Origin of the sequence: Haloplanus sp. GDY1 (genome assembly GCF_023703775.1) — an archaeon.
Lineage (GTDB): Archaea > Halobacteriota > Halobacteria > Halobacteriales > Haloferacaceae > Haloplanus > Haloplanus halophilus.
In genome coordinates this window covers 413,088-431,612 of record NZ_CP098514.1, presented here as the reverse complement: position 1 = coordinate 431,612, position 18,525 = coordinate 413,088, and the positions used below count along the sequence as shown (strand labels likewise).

At 63.8% G+C, this 18,525-nt stretch carries 13 protein-coding genes and 1 tRNA gene; 6 read left to right on the top strand and 8 right to left on the bottom strand.

All coding sequences use genetic code 11. From position 1 onward, the window contains the following. Positions 1–66: 66 nt before the first annotated feature. The 4 genes from NBT67_RS02365 (at position 67) to NBT67_RS02350 (ending at position 5,876) form a co-directional block, all read left to right on the top strand. Positions 67–2,376 carry an MEDS domain-containing protein gene (locus NBT67_RS02365; RefSeq protein WP_251343217.1) on the top strand — a complete coding sequence of 770 codons (2,310 nt, stop codon included), beginning with the start codon at positions 67–69 and terminating at the stop codon, positions 2,374–2,376. A gap of 171 nt (positions 2,377–2,547) precedes the next feature. Next, positions 2,548–3,135: a HalOD1 output domain-containing protein gene (locus NBT67_RS02360; RefSeq protein ID WP_251343216.1), complete on the top strand. Its 588-nt coding sequence runs from the start codon at positions 2,548–2,550 to the stop codon at positions 3,133–3,135. Positions 3,136–3,244: 109 nt separating this feature from the next. Beyond that, positions 3,245–5,122 (top strand): hybrid sensor histidine kinase/response regulator, encoded by a 1,878-nt coding sequence (locus NBT67_RS02355; protein WP_251343215.1) that lies wholly within the window; start codon positions 3,245–3,247, stop codon positions 5,120–5,122. Positions 5,123–5,609: 487 nt separating this feature from the next. Beyond that, positions 5,610–5,876 carry a hypothetical protein gene (locus tag NBT67_RS02350; RefSeq protein ID WP_251343214.1) on the top strand — a complete coding sequence of 89 codons (267 nt, stop codon included), beginning with the start codon at positions 5,610–5,612 and terminating at the stop codon, positions 5,874–5,876. 134 nt (positions 5,877–6,010) lie between these two features. Here the strand turns inward: NBT67_RS02350 and NBT67_RS02345 are convergent, their stop codons facing one another. After that, the gene (locus NBT67_RS02345; RefSeq protein WP_251343213.1) at positions 6,011–6,658 is read right to left on the bottom strand and encodes a TetR/AcrR family transcriptional regulator; all 648 of its coding nucleotides are present in this window, start codon (positions 6,656–6,658) and stop codon (positions 6,011–6,013) included. Between the two features lie 493 nt (positions 6,659–7,151). Between NBT67_RS02345 and NBT67_RS02340 the strand changes: the two genes are divergently transcribed. Together NBT67_RS02340 and NBT67_RS02335 are read left to right on the top strand one after the other, a co-directional pair. After that, positions 7,152–8,537 carry a COG1361 S-layer family protein gene (locus tag NBT67_RS02340; RefSeq protein ID WP_343218038.1) on the top strand — a complete coding sequence of 462 codons (1,386 nt, stop codon included), beginning with the start codon at positions 7,152–7,154 and terminating at the stop codon, positions 8,535–8,537. Beyond that, entirely contained in the window at positions 8,537–11,032 is a 2,496-nt protein-coding gene (locus NBT67_RS02335) for an efflux RND transporter permease subunit (protein ID WP_251343211.1), read from the top strand. The genes NBT67_RS02340 and NBT67_RS02335 overlap by 1 nt, the downstream gene beginning before the upstream one ends. 19 nt (positions 11,033–11,051) lie before the next feature. Here the strand turns inward: NBT67_RS02335 and NBT67_RS02330 are convergent, their stop codons facing one another. The 7 genes from NBT67_RS02330 to NBT67_RS02300 form a co-directional block, all read right to left on the bottom strand. Beyond that, positions 11,052–11,546: a DUF8154 family protein gene (locus tag NBT67_RS02330; RefSeq protein WP_251343210.1), complete on the bottom strand. Its 495-nt coding sequence runs from the start codon at positions 11,544–11,546 to the stop codon at positions 11,052–11,054. Then, positions 11,536–12,204 carry a nucleotidyltransferase domain-containing protein gene (locus tag NBT67_RS02325; RefSeq protein ID WP_251343209.1) on the bottom strand — a complete coding sequence of 223 codons (669 nt, stop codon included), beginning with the start codon at positions 12,202–12,204 and terminating at the stop codon, positions 11,536–11,538. The genes NBT67_RS02330 and NBT67_RS02325 overlap by 11 nt, the downstream gene beginning before the upstream one ends. A 631-nt stretch (positions 12,205–12,835) precedes the next feature. Beyond that, positions 12,836–12,906: transfer RNA gene (locus NBT67_RS02320), tRNA-Gly, on the bottom strand. A 49-nt stretch (positions 12,907–12,955) separates the two neighbouring features. After that, positions 12,956–13,984, bottom strand: a complete 1,029-nt coding sequence (locus tag NBT67_RS02315; RefSeq protein ID WP_251343208.1) for an NAD(P)/FAD-dependent oxidoreductase — start codon at positions 13,982–13,984, stop codon at positions 12,956–12,958. A 66-nt stretch (positions 13,985–14,050) separates the two neighbouring features. Further along, positions 14,051–14,686, bottom strand: coding sequence for a class I SAM-dependent methyltransferase (locus NBT67_RS02310; RefSeq protein WP_251343207.1), 636 nt, complete (start codon positions 14,684–14,686; stop codon positions 14,051–14,053). Between the two features lie 45 nt (positions 14,687–14,731). Next, positions 14,732–16,825 carry a type II secretion system F family protein gene (locus tag NBT67_RS02305; protein WP_251343206.1) on the bottom strand — a complete coding sequence of 698 codons (2,094 nt, stop codon included), beginning with the start codon at positions 16,823–16,825 and terminating at the stop codon, positions 14,732–14,734. After that, entirely contained in the window at positions 16,822–18,447 is a 1,626-nt protein-coding gene (locus NBT67_RS02300) for a type II/IV secretion system ATPase subunit (RefSeq protein WP_251343205.1), read from the bottom strand. The genes NBT67_RS02305 and NBT67_RS02300 overlap by 4 nt, the downstream gene beginning before the upstream one ends. Positions 18,448–18,525: the final 78 nt, after the last annotated feature.

The window sequence follows — 18,525 nt, the reverse complement described above, 5'->3', positions numbered from 1 at the left end:
TACACTCGGTACCTCGCGGACTCGGCGGCACGGGGACGCGAGAGATGACAACTTCGTATCATTTGGATGGCTACCGAACACCACACGCACGAGCACTCGACTCTCGTCTACGAGTCGGCGTCCGAACTGGCCGACTCGCTCGGTCCGTACTTCCGACGGGCACTCGATTCGAACAGGAAGTGTCTCTACGTCACAGCCGACGGGCGGGACGGCACCCTCGTCGACGCGCTGTCGGACGTCGGCGTCGATTCCACCGACGTCTCCGTCCGTTCCGCGGAGCGGGTGTATCTCCGGGGGGGCGAGTTCGGCGTGGAGGCCACCATCGAGGGGTTCGAGCGACTGATCGACGAGGCGGTCGAACAGGGGTACGACGGGCTGTGTGTCGCGGCCGAGACGGCGTGGATTCCCGAACACGACGTGGACGTGGACGAGTGGTGTGAGTACGAGCGGCGGGTGAACAGGCTCTACCGAGACCACCCCGTGCGGGGTCTCTGTCTGTACGATCGATCCCGATTCTCCGCGGCGGTGCTCTCCGAGACGCTCCGTGCGCACCCGAAGCACGTGGACGGTGCGGCGGTGGGACCGAACGCCTACTACCAGCCGGGGACCGGGTCGTCGGGGCCGACCGCCGACGCCGACGCGCTCGATCGGAAGCTGCGGTCGCTCTCCCGGCACCGATCGCGGGAACGCTCGCTGAACGAACGCGAGCGGCGTCTCGCGGCCATCGATCGGACGATCGAGCAGGTCACCCGGGACGACGCGTTGCGGGACGCCCTCGGAGTACTGACGGACTCGCTGGACGTGTCGGCGGTCGCGGTGTGGACCTACACGGAGGAGACGGGCAGCCTCGAACCCCTCGCGGACGCGGCGTCGGATCCGCGGTTCGCGGAGGTTCCGCTCACCGACTCGCTCGCCGACACCCTCTGGAGCGCCTTCACAGAGGGCCGTCGGAAGACCGTCGATCGACTCACGAACGCGACCGGCGAGGCCCACGGGCTCGACGGCGTCGTGCTCCCGCTCGGGTCCCACGGCGTGTTGCTCGTGGCCGCCGACCCCGAACGGACCGTCCCCGGGACCGACCGCGACGTGTTCGATACGCTAGCCGGGGTCGTCGAACTGGCGCTCGACCGCCGATCGCGGGGGATCGACCTCCAAGACCGGGAGGCGGAACTGCAACGCCGGACCGAGCGCCTCGACCGCCTCGAACGGCTCACCGAGGTCTTCGACCGGGTCTGTGACGCGCTCGCGACGGCCGGCACGCGAGCCGAGATCCAGCGCGCCGTCTGCCGGGCGGTCGAGACGCTCGGCGACGTCGAGTTCGTCTGGACCGGCACCTACGACCGTGCCAGCGGCTCGCTGGAGCGGGTGTACGCGACCGGCGATCCGTCCGGCTACTTCGACGCCATCGGTCGGGAGCGGGCGATGGCCGGCAGCGAGCCGACCCGGACGGCGGCCGAGACGCGGGAGCGACAGGTCGTCGACGACGTCCGTTCGAGGACGCCGGCGGAACGGTGGGCCGGGGAGGCGCTGAAGCGGGGCGTGCAGTCCATCCTGAGCCTCCCGCTCCGGGACGACGGCGAACTGTACGGCGTCCTGACCGCCTACGTCGGCCGACCCGGCTGCTTCGAGGACGACGTCGAGGACGCGCTGGGGCGCATCGCCCGGCTGGCAGGCCGGACGATGAACGGGATCGAACGGAAGCGAACGCTCGTCGGGGGCCGGGTGACGGAACTGGAGATCAGGCTCCACGACACGGACCACGCCGCGATCCGGCTCGTCTCCGAACTGGACTGTCGGTTCGAACTCGAGGGGTTGGTCCCGGCCGTCGACGATTCGTTCCACGCCTTCGCCACCATCGACGCTCCTCCGGAACGGGTTCGGGAGGTCGGCAAGCGGACGCCGGCCGTCGACTCGGTGGAACTCGTCACCGAACACGACGGCGAGTTCCTCTACGAGTGTGCGATCACCGACGCGTGTTTCCTCGACGTCCTCCTCGAACACAACGTCGTTCCACGGTCGCTGACGGCGGCGGGCGACACCGCACACGTCGTCCTCGACGTGCCGGGCGAGAAACGACTCGGCGAGTTCACGGAGGCGTTCTTCGAGAAGTATCCCGACGCCGAACTCGTCGCGAAGAACGACCGCGAACGGGAGATTCGAACCCGAACCGACTTCAGGGCCGACCTCACAGCCGACCTCTCTGACCGGCAGCTGGAGACCCTGAAGACCGCGTACTACGGCGGCTACTTCGAGTGGCCCCGGGACAGCACCACCCAGGAGATCGCGGAGATGCTCGACGTGACCCACCCCACCATCAGCCGTCACCTCCGCGAGGCCCAGCGCAAGGTGTTCGCGGAACTCTTCGCGGAGCCGTGACCCGCCGTCGTGGCGGAGTCTCGGGGTGCCGGCAGGCCGATCCCCGTTCCGGGGTCGGCACGCGCCGTGCGGCCACGGGCTTACGAATGTAGAATGTCGGCTGGCCAAGGAACGTCCCACGTAGTGCCAACCGACTTTCGGTCGGCGCCACTCTCTCGGAGAATGGGACCGATGCACAGCACCCGTTCGATCCGACGGCGAGTCGAGACGGGGAGAGAAACGCCGACCGTCGTCGCGTCGGCCGTCGCCGACCTCCACGGGAGGGACGTGACCGAGATCGAGTCGCTGTACGAAGCCGTCGATCCCGACGCGCTCGGTCGGCTCTTCGCCCACCCATCGGAGCGCGACCGGGACGGAACCGGTCGCATCGTCTTCCCGATGAGAAGCGGGTGGGTCGCGGTTCGCGACGACGACTGGGTGGTCGCGAGCGACGACGACAGGGGGTTCCGGCCACCGAACCGGTCGTCGTCGGAGGGCGTCCATCGGACCCGGCACGACTGGGACGCCGGCAGGACCCTCTCGTCGTCCCTCCTGCTGGCCGTCGACGACGTTCCGGATACGGGCTCCCGGCAGGAACTGCTCCTGGAGGTGGTCGATCCGGACGCGCTCGACCGGGTCTTCCGACCGGTCGACGGGGACGTCCGCCGGGAGTCGGGGTGGCTGACCTTCTCCTTCCGCGGGTTCATCGCCACCGTGTCGGCGTGCGGACTCATCACCATCGCGCACGACCGTCGGGAGTTCACGGAGAGCGGATCGTGACCGTCACGATCCGACGCCCGGGGTCGGCAGCCCCGACCGAACCGGTGACCCCCGCATCGTTCGCGAAGCACCCGCTCCCCCACTGCGTTCTCCCCTCCGTCCCTCACCGATGTCCGATCCCTCACAGAGCGACGTCCTGGCGCTGGATATCGATCTCGAATCGCACGTCGATCCGCGGCCGGTCACCGTCCTCCACGTCGACGACGACACCGAATTCGCGGAGCTGACCGCCACGTTCCTCGAACGGACGAGCGAACGGCTGGAGGTCGTCGTCGAGACGAGCGCCGCCGACGCGCTCGACCGGCTGGACGGAACCGCGTCGGTAGACTGCATCGTCAGCGACTTCCAGATGCCGGGCACGAACGGCATCGAGTTCCTCAGGGCCGTCCGCGAGGACGACCCCCGTCTGCCGTTCATCCTGTTTACCGGCAAGGGAAGCGAGGAGGTCGCCAGCGACGCCGTCTCCGCCGGCGTAACCGACTACATGCAGAAGGGGTCGGGGACCGAACAGTACGAGATACTGGCCAACCGCATCGAGAACGTCGTCGAGGGCTACCGGTTCCAGTCCGCCGCCGCGGAGCGGGGCCGACGGCTGGAGACGCTCATCAGCAACCTCCCGGGGATGGTGTACCGCTGTGCGAACGAGCGGGGATGGCCGATGACGAACGTCGAGGGCGAGTGCGAGGAGATCATCGGCTACCCCCCGGCGGCGCTCGAACGCGGCGAGGTGTCGTTCGGCGACGACGTGATCCACCCGGACGACCGCGGCGTCGTCTGGGAGACCGCACAGGAGGCACTCGAAACGAACGAGCCCTTCGAACTCACCTACCGCATCGTCACCGACGACGGCGACGAGAGGGTGGTCTGGGAGCGTGGCCGCGGCCTGTACGACGAGGACGGCGACGTGACCGCGCTGGAGGGGTTCATCACGGACGTCTCGGAACGCGAGAACGCCGCGGACGGCCAGCGGAACGAACCGGACCGGCTCGCGACCCTCCGCCGGAACACGACGGACGCCGTCGTCTACTGTGAGTTCGACGGCGACGAACCGGTCGTCCGCGAGGTCGACGCCACGTTCGAGGACGCCTTCGGCTTCGACGCGGGGAGCGTCGTCGGCGAACCGCTCGAAGCGGCCATCGCCCCGCACGAGGGGTGCGACGAGATCCGCTCCATCTCCCGGCGGGTGAGACGTGGGGAGCGCGTCGAAACCGAGCTTCGATGCAGGACCGCCGACGGTCCCCGGACGTTCCATCACCGGGCCGTGCCGGTGGCCACCGACGGCGACACCGCCACCACCGCGTACGCCCTCTTCACCGACGCCGCGGAACAACGGGACGACGAACGGATCCGGAGACTCGAACACGTCGCCGAGCGCCTCTCGCACGACCTCCGGAACCCCCTGACCGTCGCGAAGGGGCGCCTCGAAGCCCTCCACCGGACGGGCGACGAGAAACACTTCGAGACGGCCGAGCAGGCACTCGCCCGGATCGACAGCCTGATCACCGACGTCCTCACCCTCGCCCAGACGGGCGAGCGGATCAGCCTGTGCCAGTGTGAATCGGTCGAGATCGCCGCCGTCGCGGACGACGCGTGGTCGCTGCTGCGGAGCGGCGACGCGACGCTGACCGTCGAGGGAACGACGACCGTCGAGGCGGACGCCAGTCGCCTCCAACAGGCCTTCGAGAACCTGTTACGCAACGCCATCGAACACGGCCCCGACGACGTCTCGGTGCGCATCGGCACCCTGCCCGAGGACAGCGGCTTCTACGTCGCTGACGACGGACCCGGGATCCCACCCGACCGACGGGACGTGGTGTTCGAGCCCGAATACTCGACGAAGGACGACGGGACAGGATTCGGCCTGGCGACGCTCATGCGCATCGTCGAGGCCCACGGGTGGCGCGTGCGCATCGTCGAGAGTCGGGCGGGCGGCGCGCGCTTCGAACTGTACGACGTCGACGGGGCAGGCGAGGAGTCGAGCGGGTGATCGCGTCGTTCGGTGACGGTTCGCGTGTGCGAGGCGAGTGGCCGGGCGTCCGGCGAGCGAACGAACCGAGCGAGGGGGACGTCGGTCGGCGGACGACGAGTGCGCCGGCCGGCATTTGAATCCGGGCCATGAGCTTGGAAGCCACCAACTATCAAAAATACGATATTTGACATCGCGTGGAAATTATTCCAAGATCGTGATCCTGAACCGAACTTGTGACCGGACATCCTAGCTTCTATCTCCCGCATTTATCCGATTTAGCGGGGGTGCTCCCGAATTCCCATAGTACTAGTCTTTCTTTATAAAAATCCGTACACTGAACCTCGGGCACATAGTCATCGAACCAGCCGTTTTCGGAGTGAAAACACACACAGTTCATTTCGTACACTGTTGTTCGTCCACTCCACAAGCCACGGGTTCCGCGACCTGTGACCGATGCACTAATATAGCCGCTTTGTAATTTACTAAGCACTCAGTCAAATACGAGATGACACGGAATTCCCCCTCAACCGGTTGTTCGAATGAGCCAGATGCCATCCTCGTCGAGATTACCGAGACTTTGGATGCGTGTGGAATCGAAGACGACACCTATCAGCTCTATGAGTACGTTGATGCAGAGGCGCTCGAACAACTGTTGGCGTCAGTAGATGGGGATATCGCCGTCCAGGTTACCGTCGAAGGGATTCGTCTTGAGGTGTCACCGGAGGGTGTGGATGTCCTCGTCGAGGATCACGCGGACTCCGCCGGGGAATAGTCAGTTCCGTTCCGAGAACACAGAGGCTTCGTGAGAGAAGGTGGAACCGGTCGTCGTAATGTGACCGATACTGGTCCGTCTCTTGATCGCCGGTAAGTTGAGCGATGGGGTAGCTACGGAGACTACGAAGTACTTCAAGAGGTGTCGTCTGACTCGTCTCCATTATGCCCGTGCTCCTCGTCGCGCAAGAGTCGGTACTGGATATAGTTATCCAGCTCTGATTGAATCGGTCGAGAGATGCCTGCCGTCACCCGATCAAATATTCCGCCACTAATGAGTGTTATCAGAAAGTCTGCGACCAGTTCCGGATCCGTCTCTCTAAAATCACCGGATTCGATGCCATCTCGTATTATTTCCTGTATCGTTTCACGGAAAACGTCTTGAGACTGATTGAAACACTCTCGAAATTCTTCGTCTTGTGCTGCCCGCATCCGCAATTCAGTCAGTACCCTTTCATAATCTCGGCTTTGTTGTTCGGTAGTTTCGGGGATGACCTGATCGAGGAGGTTTCGGAGTCGGGTTTCTGGATCTCCATCGTTAGAAACTGGCATTCCAACCTGTACGAACCGTTCAAGTAGGTAGTCAAGAAGATCCAAAAGAACGTCGTCCTTTCCATCATAGTGGTAGAAGACTAGTCCTTCAGACTTGGAAAAATGCTGGCTGATTCGGTCAATCGTGAGGTCAGCATATCCGTGTTCGGCAAGGGCATCAAACGTAGCTTTCAAGATCGCTATCTTGGTATCGTCAGGCTCATCGACAAAGAGCGGGCCCCGATTTTCCATACTGCCTGATTTCTCTTGCTCCTAATTAGCGATTGCCCTATCTGAATCACTTGGGTGTCGCGGTTGAGCCCATCTGGCCGTCTCCGTGGCGGAGATATCCACCTCCGGGAGCCGAAAGCCGTGTCTGACCCGACTAGCTCTCCCCTGCATGGCCACGCATTCTGCTGATCGAAACCGATACACTAATCCGTCCACTCAGTTTTTGATTGAATACTCAGTCAAATTCAAGATGACACGGAATACATCTCGTAACTCACGGTCGTTGGCCGTCGCTCTCACCACTGTTCTCGTCATGGGCTTCGTTGTCGGTGCGATCCCAGCTATTGCAACTGCTCAGGCATCACAGTCCGGAGATGTCGTTGGGCACCCGGAGATCACGTTTGCAGCTTCGTCCGGGACGCTTTCGGCTGGCACTACTGACGAACTCACGATTTCGGTCGTCAATCGTGGCTTGATCATCAAGCACGGTCCATCGCAGTACGAAGACGAGGTGATGACTGCGAGAGGGTTAACTTTCGAAGTCGATGACGAGAATGCACCAATCGACGTCCAAACCGGACAGGTATCCGTTGGAAACTTCCCACCAGGGAGTACGGAAAAAACACTCTCGATCACCGTTCCAGAAGATGCCGAACCGGGAACGTACCGACTCCCCGTCGAGTATGAGTATTCGCACACCCGTCACGTTCGCTATGGCCCCAGCGGACCCACCGAGGGAAGTGATTCTACGCGAACGAAGACGGACTCGATAACGATCCAAATCAAGGAAGACGCTCGGTTCGAAATCGTCGAAACGAACGCGGCGACCCAGGTCGGAGACGACAGCGATATTTCGTTCACGCTCCGAAATACTGGCTCGGACGTTGCGAGAGGTGCGAGCGTGAATGCAGAGTCCAAGAGTAGTTCCTTGACTTTCGAATCCGGCGACACGTCCTCGACGGCATCCGTCGGTGACTGGGAACCAGGCGAGAACCGGACTATCACGTACAATGCCGCGCTTGGTTCCGGCTCCGCCGTCCGCGCATACTCACTGGATTTGACGGTGAATTACGACGACACTGATGGGATTGGTCGTACATCCGACCCGATCACGACGACTGTCCAGTCGATTCCCGAGCAGTCGTTCGCCTTCTCGGACGTTTCCTCGTCGCTCCGAGTGGGCGAAGACGGAGCAATCACTGGCACTATCGAGAATACGGGCCCCAACACAGTACGGAGTGTGGCGATTCGTCCCGTCGACAATCCGGAGTCAGTCATCCCAAGCGAGGATTCCACTGCCGTTGGACCTCTCGATCCCGGTGAGTCCAAATCCTTCCGGCTCCCGCTGGAGATTACCAGTGAAGCCCAAGTCGGAGCGAAACTACTCAACGTAGATGTTCAGTATCGGGACGGGGACGGGGATCGACGGACCTACGACAAACTCGACCTCTCGGGCACTATCGAACCGGCCCGGGACGAATTCGAACTCGCAGTTTCGGACCGGACGATTACCGTGGGGAACTCACGGACCGTCTCGGTCGAGGTAACAAACAACCTCGATGAAACGGTCACCGACATCGAGGCGCGGCTGTTTGCCGACGACCCACTCAGCGCCGGTGCCTCGGACACGAGCTATATCGAGTCACTGGAACCCGGTGAGTCTGCGACGCTGGCTTTCCAAGTGACGGCGGCGTCCTCCGCGACAGCGGGGAGCACGTATCCGATCTCGTTCGACTTCCGGTACACGGATACTGATGGCAATACTCACCTATCGGATACGTTCAGGAAGCCGCTCGATGCGGCCCCTCAGAGCGGCGGGGGGCTGCCCATCCCACTCTTCCTGGGGTTGGGTTCGTTGGTGATCGTCTTCGGTGGTGTCGTCTACTGGAGGCGCAACTGATGTCACTGGCGGACGAGGTTGAAACGGCGACAGAACGCCTCAACACGACAATCGTGGACCGACCACGAGCGGTTATCGTCGTATTTCTGCTTGTTACGGGGGTCTTCATCGGCGGCTTAGGGTCTGTACAAGTGAGCGCCGGCGGCCTCGACTCGTTCACCGAAGGACTACCGGAACAGGAGGCCGAAGACGAAGTCACCGAGAAGTTCGAGGGGGCGTTTCAGGCTGACACGCAGGACACGACACAACTCATTCGGACGGACAGCAACGTCCTGACCAAAGGAGCACTCGTCCGTGACGCACGCCTTCTCGAGCGCGTTGCGGAACGTGATGACCTTCGGATGGAATCGGCTCGTGGCCCGGCTCCGATCATTGCACAGCATCTAAATCCGTCAGCGACAACGCCGGAAGCGTACCGGCGAACGCTCGAAGGTGCGTCCCCGTCCGAAATCAGACAGGCTGTTCGAGAGCTCGAAGGGGAGTCCCGACTTACCGGATTGGTCTCAAACGATTTCAATCCGACCAGCGTCTCGGCGTCTGCATCGATCACGACGATCTCGCATGACTTCCCCGAGAGTTTCGACGATCTGACTGCCGTCCAGACGGGTCTCCAAGCGGTTGCTAACGATATGCCGGGCGACGTTCGTGCGTTCGGGTCGGGGACTACCGAAGCGGAGATACGGCAATCGATGTCCGATTCGCTTCTGATCGTGATGCCAGTAGTGATACTACTGTTACTGTTCTTCTTGGTGGTCGCATACCGTGATCCCATCGACGTACTGCTGGGACTGGTCGCGCTCGTGATGACGATCATCTGGACGTTCGGATTCCTCGGATACGCAGGGATCCCGTTCAGCCAACAGATGATCTCGGTCCCGGTGTTACTGCTTGCTGTTGGCGTCGACTTCGGTATTCACATCATCAATCGCTATCGAGAAGAGACAGAACGCGGGTTCGAAGCGGTTGAAGCGATGCGAGAAGCGAACAACCAGCTCATCGTCGCGTTCATTATCGTCACCGTGACTGCAGTGTTCGGATTCGGTGCGAACGTTATCTCTACCCTGACACCGATTCGGAACTTGGGCATCGCTTCAGCAGTTGGTATTCTCTTCACATTCTTCATCTTCGGAGTGTTCCTCCCCGCGGCCAAGTTGGTGAGCGATGACGTCCGTACGCGTCTCGGGGTTCCGGAGTTCAACTCCACCCCGATTGCGTCTGAGGACTCCGTCCTCGGACGAGTGCTAGCGTTTCCCGCACAGGTGAGCCAGTACGCTCCGACGGTCATCGTCGTCGGACTACTCCTGTCAGGTGGTATCATGGGTGCGTATGGGTCCGGCGTCGGCACCTCGTTCGAAAACGAGGACTTCCTTCCGCCCGAGGAGATTCCAGCCTACCTCACGGAGTTACCTGAGGCCGTTAGTCCAGGTGAGTATACCATCACGTCGACGATCAACTTGCTCAACGACGACTTTGGGAGCGGCCAGAGTGACACTGTGACGATATATGTCGAAGGGAACTTCAAACAGGATCACGCCCTCGAAGCCCTCGCCGCTCCGAACGACAATCCTCCGGAGTCACTTGCAGTTGGACCCGGCGGGCAGGCAGAGACACAGAGCATCGTGACCGTCATCAGATCCCACGCGAATCGAAACGAAGAGTTCGCCGCCTTGGTCGCCCGGAACGACCAGAACGACAACGGGATTCCCGACCGGAATCTCGAACGAATTTACGACGAACTGTTCACCTCCTCGGCGAGTGAACGGGCCAAGCAATACCTGACCGAGGATTACCGGTCCGCACAGGTCGAATATCAGACTGACCCCGATGCCTTACAGACAGAGGTGACAACTGATGGGTCTACATTAGCAGACAGGCTCCAGTTCGAAGCGACGGCCACGGGGAGCGTCGTCGTCCTTGCGGCGGTGATGGATCGTATCTTCCAGTCGGCAATTCAGGGACTCGTCATAGCGGTCGGATTGACTGCTGGGTTCCTCGTGATCATCTACGGTGTCTTGGAACGGAAACCACTGCTCGGAGTGGTTAATGTCTTCCCGATCCTGATTGCAATCGCATTCTTGGTCGGGACGATGCGATATATGGGCATCACGCTGAACGCACTGACAGCAACGATCCTCTCTATCTCAGTGGGGGTTGGAATCGCCTACTCGGTCCATACGACCCACCGATTTATTGACGAATACGATGCGACGACAGGCGCACACGAAGCGATGATGGTAACGCTGACTGGAACCGGCGGCGCACTATTCGGAAGTATGCTGACAACCGCTCTGGGGACGGGCGCGCTCGCACTAGCCATTACCCCGATTCTCGGCAACTTCGGTGTCCTGATTGGCTTGAGCGTCACCTATTCGTTCTTGGCGGCGGTGATCGCACTCCCGCCTGCAGTGTTGCTCTGGGAACGAATACGTCAATATGATCTCGATCTATTGGTGCGTCTCCGTCCTAAAGCTCAATTCGATCGTGAGGAGGTGTAGTTCTGCGTTCACTGAGTTGTTATGATAGTGTACAGACGCATTCGTGGCCCTCTCCTGCGAGTTGGAGGACGTAGTGGTGAATCCCTTCGGCCAGTTCGAGCATCTTCTCGGCTCGGGCCTCGGTAGCTATGCCTTCTCGGTAATACGTGTCTGAACGGTTGTTCCGCCAGAGGTTCGTGAGCTTCCCGGCGAGTTCCTCGTCGTAGAGACCTGCATTCACGCCTCGGCTGTAGACGTTCTCGTGGTCGATATACTCGTCCTCGTGGAGAAGGTCGTTGTCGAGCAGGTAGAACTGGATCGTTCGCTCTATCGCAGCGAAGGAAGCCTCGACGATCACGGTGTAGTATCCGTCTTCTTCTCGGAGGAACTGTGCTGCGTCGATCAATCTACAGGCTTTCCGTAGCTGTAGGAGCGTGGCATCGTCTACGTCGAGCGCCTCCTCGAAACTATCGCCAGGTCTTTCGAAGAGGGTCTGCACGTCGTCGAGAATGTCCGCTATATCGCTATCTTCCACCGAAGACCGCCTCCCGTACGCCGTCGAGTTCGTCCGTCGAGTGCAGTACGATCCCTTCCGAGAAGATCTCTCGAAGCTTTTCGCCGTAGCTCGTGGCGCTTCTTGTGGACTCGACGAGGACCTGTAGTTCGTATCGTTCGCCGTCGAATTTCCGTTTCTCGATATCCTGCCGAACGTCTTGGAGGTCACGCCGGGCCGCCGTGAGATCGTCCGCTACTATGACTTGAATGTCGATGTCGCTAGCCCTGTCTGCGTTCCCGCGGGCGACGCTTCCGAACAGGACGATGCCGACCAAGTTCTCTCCCTGCCGATCTCTGGCTTCCCGTACGAATTCCCGTACCGGCTCTCTGAACGCTCGTTGTGGTATCTCGAGGTACTCATCGTCCGGTTTCTCGATACGCGAGTGGTCGATCCGAATCAGGGTTTTTCTCCCGTCGGTTTTTCTCTCGATGAGACCGAGGCCATCCAGCGTTTTTATCGCGTTGTCGACCGACTTACCGCCGTGACCCGTGACCTCTCGGAGCTCCGTCACTGCGAACTCACGATGCGGGTTTCGGTAAAGTAGTTCGAGGACGTCACCGGTTGCCCGGTACCGGAACACCTGTTCCTCCGGCAACGGCATCGTGAGAACGACACCCCACTCTTTTTCGTCACTCATAGAGACACGAGTCACTGTGAGTGACTTGAATTTAAATAGGTAAGGGATGGAATCGGTCGAGAGGTCAATTCAACGCATCCACTGTGTCCGGACGGATTCGATACGCTGCAGAACGGACACCCGAGTTCCTTCGTTTCGTCTTCGTCGTTTTCGAGGCCGTACTCTGCTTTGCTTCCGTTCTTGCTGTAGAAGCCGGAAACCAACCAGAAGACGCCGGTCTGCGGATGCGCCGGCCGGATTCGAACCACGGTCGTTCTGCTCACACCGTTCGCGTTCGCCGCGCGGGCTACGACTCGTTCCCACAGACGTAGCGAAGGCGATAGAGGACGACTTTGCTTCCGGTGTTCATCACGAACCTCGTTCGCTTGAATGCGGGATTGTACGCAACTCCCGTGGAAGCGAGGAAAAGATCGACGCCAACCATCATCGCGGCGATCTGGAACTCGCGGCTGGACTCGTTCGTTTCTTCGAAGCCTCACAGGAAGCCTCGATGAATCGTTGGGTAGGTTGAGTCCGAGTACCGCGAGCGAACGGAGTGAGCGAGCGGGCCGAGAGTCGACCATCGAGAGACTCGAAGGCTTTTGATCGAGCTTTTACAAGCGAGCGAAGCGAGCGCAGTAAAAGGTCGTAGTGCGCCGGCCGGGATTTGAACCCGGGCCATGAGCTTGGAAGGCTCAGGTCCTACCACTAGACCACCGGCGCCCAGGCGTCGCTTCAGGGTCGCGGAATAAGGCAGTTACGTTTGCCGCCGTCAGTCGTCCGCGGCCGCCTCGGTGGCTGCCTCCCGGAACGCCCGCGCGGTCTCCCGCAGCGACTCGGACATCGCCGGCACCTCGTCGGCGTCGACCGGACCCGCCGCCTCGATGTCGTCGACGCTCCGGGGGAACGGACGGAGGTCCATGTGGATCGCGATGCCGGCCTTCGCGCCCTGACCCATGGCCACGGGAATCTGGTTGTGGCCCTGCACCAGGTCGCCGACGGCGTAGACCCCGTCGACGCTCGTCCGGCCGTGGTCGTCGGCGACGACGGTGCCGTCGTCGTTCAGGTCACAGCCGAGGTCGGCCGCGAGGTCGTTGTTGTACTCGGACCCGTACATCGGGAAGCCGCCGCGGTACTCGCGGACGGTGCCGTCCTCGAACTCGAAGCTCTCCAGCCAGCCGTCGGGGCCGCGGTTCACGCCCGTCACGTCCTCGTGGATCACGTCGACGGGGTGGGCGCGGAGCATGCGGTCGGTCTCGTCGCCCCATGTGGGGTCGTCGCCGCGGGTGAGCAGGTCGACCTCGTCGGTGAAGTTGAGCATGATCATGGCGACGTAGGCGGCGCTGTCGCCGTGACCCATCACGTACACCGACTCGTCGACGAACATGTAGGCGTCGCAGTGGAGGCAGTAGTGGAGGCCGCGGCCGGTCGGGGGGAGCGGCGGGTCGGGTTTCGCGTCGGAGAAGCCGGTCGCGAGGACGACCCGGTCGGCACCGAACGTCGCGTCGTCGGCGTCGAGGGCGAACCGTCGGTCGTCGCCGTCGCCGATGGCGGAGACGAACCCGCGGTGGTAGGTCGCGCCGTAGGCCTGCACCTGCTCGCGGGCGGTCCGGAGGAACTCGACGCCGGAGACGTCCTCGGTGACGCCGATGACGTTGTGCGTGTCCTGCATCATCGCCGCGCGGCCGCCGCCGCGGTCCACGACGACGGTGTCCAGCCCGAGGCGGGTGGTGTAGAGTGCGGCGGTCAGGCCGGCCGGCCCGCCGCCGACGACCGCGACGTCGTAGTCGGTTTCGGTCATCGTGGCCCACTACCCCCGCCGGGGGGTTAAGTCCACCACGTCTGTGCGCGCTCCCGTCCCGACCGCTCACCCGCCGGGGCCGACCACCGCGTAGCAGTTGCCGCTCGACTCGAACCGCTCGTGGACGGTCAGGTCGCTCTCCCCCAGGTCGGCGTCGAACTCGTCGGGGTCGTAGATGTGGTAGTATCGCGGGACGGTTTCGCCGTCCGGCAGCGTCCAGTCGACGGCCGTGTCGAACCCCGTCGTCGCGTCGAAGCGGTCGTGGGTCGTACTCCAGACGCCGACGAGCGCCCGACCCCCCGGAGCGAGCACCCGCGCGAGTTCGTCGAGGCTGGCGACCCGCGTCGCCCGCGGGCGGAGGTGATGGAGCGTCGCGACGTACACCGCGAGGTCGACCCGGTCGGGACGGACCGGGAGACGTGCCGCGTCGCCCTGGCACAGGTCGGCGTCGAAGCCGCGCTCGACCGCCCGTCGGCGCGCCGTCCGCAGGAGGCCGCGGCTGGCGTCGAGGCCGACCACGCGGTCGGCGGCCTCGGCGAGCACCTCGGCGTGCCGGGCGTTCCCGCAGCCGACGTCGAGCGCCAGGTCGACCGCCGGCGCCTCGTCGACGAAGGACGTGATCTCCGGCCACGGATGCTCCCGCGTCGCGGCGAAGTGGTCCGCGATGCGGTCGTAGGTGTGCCGCGGATCGGGGCGGTCCATACGCGCCCCTGTACGTGGACGAGGATAAGGCCGTGGTGTCGTCGCTCAGAGCAGCGCGAGCGCGAACACGAGGTACGTCAGCGCGAGCAGTCCCGTCGCGTGTTTGACGCCGTCGGCGATCCCGCCCTCCGCGAGTTGGCCGGCGATGAGCCCCGAACAGACCGCCTGGATGGCGGAGATGTGGAAGAAGAGGAGTTCGTACGCGCCGGTGTTCACCTCGGTCCCCGTGAACGCGCCCGTCAGGCCGACGCTGGGGGCGTTCGACGGCGTCGTCACCGACGGGCCCGCGGCCTGCTGGACGGCGGGGATGAAGGCGACGGTCAGCGCGGCGATGATGCCGAGGAAGACGAACACGGAGATGTAGATGACGAGGATGTAGGTGAGCATCTCCTGGCGGCGCTCCCGGCGGAGGCGTCGCGTCTCCTGGGCCTCGTCGGCGGCGATGCGCAGCACCGGCGCGATGTCGCCGCTCGCGTTCATGGCGTTCGTGATCAGCGTGACCGCCTGGGAGACCATCCGGGCGCGGGTCCGGACGGCGAGTCGGCGGAGGGCGTCGGCGGCGTCCGCCCCCCAGCGGATGTCCCGCCAGGTGCGGTCGACCTCCTCCTCCAGCCCCCCGAGGTCGGTGCCGGCGACGCGTTCGATGCTCTCAACGACGGTCATCCCCGCCTCGTTGACGCTCGCCAGACGGTCGAGGAAGTCCGGCACGGCGCGCTCGATGCGCCGGATCCGGCGCTTGTGCGTCTCGTGAAGGAGGGCGAAGACGGCCATGACGAACACCGAGGCCTCGACGACCGGGTGGTCGAGGGTGCCGAGCGCCGACGGTCCGAGCGGGATGGGGACGGCCCGGTACAGCACCCAGCCGACGCCGAGCGGGACGGTCACCACGAAGCTGATCCAGGGTCGTTCGAGGACGCTCCGCACCGGATCCCGGAGCGACTCGCGGAGCGCGTGCAACCGGTCGTAGGCCGCGAGTCGCTCCGCGTTCCGGCGCTGTGCCGCCATCGCCGCCCCGCCGTCGGAGCGGGGCGTCGACGGTCTGCCGTCCGACGCGCCGACGCCCACGGCCGCGGCGACGTCGTCGCGAACGTTCGTCAGGGCGGTGTCGTGTTGCGTGAGGCTGTCGATGTAGACGACGAAGGCCGCCGACGCGAGCGGAATGCCGGCGTAGCCCACGATGCGGACGACGGTGAGCGTGTCCTCGATGACGAGGCCGATGACCACGAGGACGGTGATGAGAAAGAGCGGCCCGGCGACCAGCAGCGTGACGTACACCTCCGCCAGCGTCGAGACGAGTTCGAGATACTGCGCCTGCTGGGCCTCCGCCTCCTCCTGGTAGCGTTCGTACTGCTCGCGGAGAAAGGAGGAGAGGTTCCGGCCGCTGCCGAGGACGCTCGCCAGGTTGTCGGCGAACTCCTCCAGCCCCTCGCTGGGCGTCCGGTCGGCGGTGTGCCGGAGCGCGGTCAGGATGTCCGTCGAGAAGGCGTTCATGTCCCGCACCGCGACCCCGACCTCGCGGGCGGCCTCGCCGTAGATGTCGTCGTTGCGGGCGAGGGTGTCCAGCACGGACGGGAAGGGCATCCCGCTCCGCGAGAGCGCGTAGACGAACGCGATGGTCCGGGGGAGCGTCGCTTCGATCTCGCTCGCCCGCGCTTCGGCCAGTTGGCCGAGATACGCCCACCGCGCCCAGTAGGTGCCGAGCGCCAGCACCGATCCCAGGGTCGCCCCGAAGAACAGGAAGAGGACGAACAGGCCGAGCAGGGTCAGGTCCTGCAGGCGCGTCAGGCCGGCGAGAAAGGAGAGCGGCGGCGGAACGACCGCGAGGATGGCGGCCCGACTGATCGAGAAGACGTCGACCAGCCAGACGGCGGCGTAGACGCCGAGGATGGCGCCGACGACGCCCGCGAGGCCGCTGACGAACAGCGTCCGCGAGGCGAACACCCGGTGGGTGGTGCCGACGTGGGTGGCTCGCAGTCGCCTGACCTGCCAGGAGCGACGGGCACTCCCCCCCACGTAGTCGCCGAAGAGGGGGACGGCCAGTCGCGAGAGCAGCAGGTCCGCTCGCCGGCTCACCGGCGAGAGCAGGACTGGAAGCGCGAGAACGGCCACGACGACCAGGGGGAGGAGGGGAGCGATCACGACTCCGAGTCCGTCAGCCCGTCGAGTCGTTCGAGCACCCGTTCCGAATCCGCGTAATACTCGTTGACGAGGGCGGTGAACTGCCGGTAGTCGGTGATCCCCTGCTCCCGGAGGGCGGTGAGGAAGCGGCGCCGGTCACGCAGGTCCCGCAGCAGTTCGGTCCGCGACCAGCCGCGCTCGTCCTGGATCTCGTCGAGGAGGGAGCTGTCCTGCCGGTCGAAGGTGTCCGTGTCCGGCTCCCACCGGAAGGCGTTCGAGTAGTCGAGTTCGCCGGTTCGCTGGTCGATGCCACCGATTTCGCTGATGGCGTTGGACCGTCGCACCCGCTCGCCGTCGAGGCGGGTGAGCCGCTGGACACAGAGCAGGTCCAGCGACTGGATCATCGCCCGGGGCACGTTGATCGGCTCGTTCTCCAGTCGGTTGATCACCGTCTCGATGCTGTCGGCGTGCATCGTCGAGAACGTCGTGTGACCCGTGTTCATCGCCTGGAACAGCGTCACCGCCTCGTCGCCCCGAACCTCGCCGACGATGATGTACTCCGGGCGGTGACGGAGCGCCGAGCGCAGCAGGTCGTACATGTCGATGTCGGCGCCCTCGTGCATGCGTTCGCGGGTGACGCTGGAGAGCCAGTTGTCGTGGTACAGCGACAGTTCCCGGGTGTCTTCGATGGAGAGCACCTTCGAGCGCGGCGGGATGAACATCGACACCGCGTTCATCGAGGTGGTCTTGCCCGACGCCGTGCCGCCGGCGAAGATGAGCGACTTGTTGCTCTCGATGGCGAGCCAGAGGTACGCCATCTGTTCGACGTTGAAGGTGCCGTACTCGACGAGGTCGACGGGCGTGAACGGGTCGTCGGCGTACTGGCGAATGGTGAAGGCCGACCCCCGCGGGGTCACCTCCTCGCCGAGCGCGAGTTCGACGCGGGAGCCGTCGGGGAGGGTCGTCCCGACGACGGGGTCGCCGACGCTGATGTGACGGCCGGACTGCTGGGCGAGTCTGACCACGTAGTTGTCGAGTTCGTCGGGATCCTCGAAGATCACGTTCGTCTGGATGTCGGTGTACTGGTCGTGATAGACGAAGATCGGCAGGTCGTAGCCGTCACACGACACGTCCTCGATGTGCCCGTCGTGCATGAGGGGGTCGAGACGACCGAACCCGTCGAAGTCCCGGATCAGGTAGTAACGGAGTTTGTGGAACGTGTGCATGTCCACCTCCACGCCGTACTCCTCGAGGAGTGATTCGAGTTCGGCTTCGAGCACCGACTCGTCGGTGGGTTCGTCCGCCTCGGTGCGGAACAGGAGCGGGTCGCGGATGTCCTCCCGGACCCGCTCCAGGAGGGACTCCTCGAAGGCGTCCAGGTCGGGTTCGACCGCGTGGTACCTGTTCGCGCTCTCCTCGGAGTCGTGCGTGACGACGACGTACGCGAAGGGGGCGTTCACCCAGTAGCGGTCGAGTTCCTCGTGTCCCGAGGGGACGTCGAACGTCGCGAGCGGGCCGTCCTCGCCCGGACGAAAGGGACGGGCGTCGATCGTCGATCCGCGGAGCATCTCGTAGGTGCGGACGACCCGTCGCCGGAGTTCGTCGAGCGCCCCCTCGGTTCCCGACGCCGCGTCCCCTGACATCGTTCGTCGGCGCTATGCGAGGCACCGCCTTAAACGTGCGCCCGCGTGATCGGCCGTTCGGGGGCCGGCGGACGCGGA